Here is a 2,272-nt window from a genome sequence, read left to right as displayed (position 1 = left end):
GGGGGGGGTGGGGTTGCCGCCGTTGGCAAAATGATAGGAAAGACCAAACCCGCCACCGGGGGTGCCGATCTGTCCCAGCATGGCGGCCAGAGTGACCAGCATCCAGTGTTTCTGCTCGCCATACTGCTGACGCTGCATGCCCCAGCCGGCCATCAGCATAGTGGTATTTTCGTGGAAAATTTGCGCCAGTTCGCGGATTTTATCTGCTTTAACGCCGCAGAGCGCTGCTGCCCACTCAGCGGTTTTCGCTACGCCGTCGCTTTCGCCGGTCAGATAGCGGGCAAAAATATCGTAGCCGCTGGTGCAGCGGGTAAGAAACGCATCATCCTGCCAGTCATTTTCCACCAGCGTATGGGCGATCCCCAGCATCAGCGCGACGTCGGTGCCCATATGCGGCGCGATCCACTCCATCGAATCGCCAAAGAAATCGACGGTTTCCGATCGCATCGGATCGATGCAGATCAGCCGCTTACCGCTCTGGCGCAGCCGATCAAACCACGGGATCCCTTGCTCGTCGGAGGCATTCCAGGCGATTTTCAGCGTGTTCAGCGGGTTGGCGCTCCACAGTACCACCACTTCGCTGTGCTCGAGCACCAGCGGCCAACTGGTCTGCTGCTGATACACCTCATTGCCGCCAACGACGTAAGGCATGATCGCCTGCGCCGCGCCGGTGGAGTAATCGCCAAGATGGCCGGTATAGCCGCCCGCCAGGCTCATATAGCGCTGCAGCAGCGTCGCCGCCTTATGCAATACGCCGTTAGAGCGCCAGCCGTAGGAGCCGGCAAAAATGGAGGCCGGACCGTAGCTGTCGCGGATCCGCCGATGCTGGGCATCGATCAGATCCAGCGCCTGCTCCCAGCTCACCCGCACGAATTCATCCTGACCGCGGACCCCCTGGGGCTTGTCCGGTGAAGCAAGGAAGCCTTTACGCACCATTGGATAGCGCACGCGGGTTTTGCTGTGCACCTGATCGCGCACTGCCGTTTGCAGCGAGTTGGCAAACGGTGTCGCCAGCGCGCCGCGGGAAGAGAGGACGTTTTCCCCGTCCGTTTCCACCAGCATCGGTCCCCAGTGGGCGGCGGTTAAGATGGTTTTGGTTGCAGATGAGGTTGGCAAGGGCGGCTCCTGGTCAGCGAATGCAGGTGTCATGACGGCGTGATGGGCAACCGTTCAATGTTATTTACAAAAAGAGATGGTATCCGGGGAATTTTCTCCGTAATCGCGCGTCATAATCAACCGTCACGTTCGCTGTGACAAAGAATAAAAAGGATTAAGGATATTAAATGAAAAAACGCGTACTTATGATTGCGGCGCTGGTCAGCGGCACTCTGGCCATTTCTGGCTGCACCACCAACCCCTATACCGGTGAACGTGAAGCAGGCAAATCCGGTATTGGCGCAGGTATTGGCTCCTTAGTGGGCGCTGGCGTCGGCGCGCTCTCCTCTTCCAAACATGACCGCGGCAAAGGCGCGCTGATTGGCGCAGCGGCCGGCGCGGCGCTCGGCGGCGGCATTGGTTACTACATGGACGTGCAGGAAGCGAAGCTGCGCGACAAAATGCAGGGAACCGGGGTCAGCGTGACGCGAAATGGCGACAATATCGTGCTGAACATGCCGAATAACGTCACCTTCGACAGCAATAGCGCCAACCTGAAGCCGGCCGGCGCCAACACCCTGACCGGCGTGGCCATGGTGCTGAAAGAGTATGAGAAAACCGCTGTTAACGTGGTCGGCTACACCGACAGCACCGGCAGCAAGGATCTGAATATGCGTCTGTCGCAACAGCGTGCGGACAGCGTCGCCAGCGCGCTCATCACCCAGGGCGTGGCGGCCAATCGCATTCGCACCACCGGCATGGGCCCGGCAAACCCGATCGCCAGCAACAGCACGGCGGAAGGCAAAGCGCAGAACCGTCGCGTGGAAATCACCCTCAGCCCGCTGCAGTAAGCGCATCTTCATATCGCCCGGCAGCCGTTCTGCCGGGCAAAATGCTTGATATCGCTATTTTTCGCGCTAAGGTGTTGGCAGATTTTCAGCAAAGGAAGCCACCATGGCGAAAGCGGCGCGTGCAACTATCAGCGATGTGGCGAAAGCCGCAAAGACCGGCAAAACCAGCATTTCACGTTATCTTAACGGCGAGAAGCATCTGCTTTCCGACGACCTGTTATCACGTATTGAAAAAGCCATTGCCGAACTCGACTACCGCCCCAGCCTGATGGCCCGCGGCCTCAAGCACGGCCGAACCCGCCTCATCGGCCTGATTATCGCCGATA

The 2,272-nt window shown here is 59.1% G+C and carries 3 protein-coding genes; 2 read left to right on the top strand and 1 reads right to left on the bottom strand.

The annotated features are described in order from the left end of the window. On the bottom strand, nucleotides 1-1,116 hold a 1,116-nt coding region (locus HMPREF9538_RS21360; protein WP_032457014.1), incomplete at its 3' end, for a molybdopterin-dependent oxidoreductase. Between the two features lie 167 nt (nucleotides 1,117-1,283). Between HMPREF9538_RS21360 and HMPREF9538_RS21365 the strand changes: the two genes are divergently transcribed. Next, on the top strand, nucleotides 1,284-1,946 hold the full coding sequence (locus tag HMPREF9538_RS21365) for an OmpA family lipoprotein (RefSeq protein WP_002921917.1): 663 nt from the start codon (nucleotides 1,284-1,286) through the stop codon (nucleotides 1,944-1,946). A gap of 103 nt (nucleotides 1,947-2,049) precedes the next feature. Continuing rightward, on the top strand, nucleotides 2,050-2,272 hold a 223-nt coding region (locus HMPREF9538_RS32765; RefSeq protein ID WP_009484289.1), incomplete at its 3' end, for a LacI family DNA-binding transcriptional regulator.

The sequence above is a fragment of the Klebsiella sp. MS 92-3 genome (assembly GCF_000195655.1).
GTDB lineage: Bacteria > Pseudomonadota > Gammaproteobacteria > Enterobacterales > Enterobacteriaceae > Klebsiella > Klebsiella pneumoniae.
The sequence above is the reverse complement of the archived record's forward strand: the minus strand, read 5'-3'. Positions and strand labels throughout refer to the sequence as shown.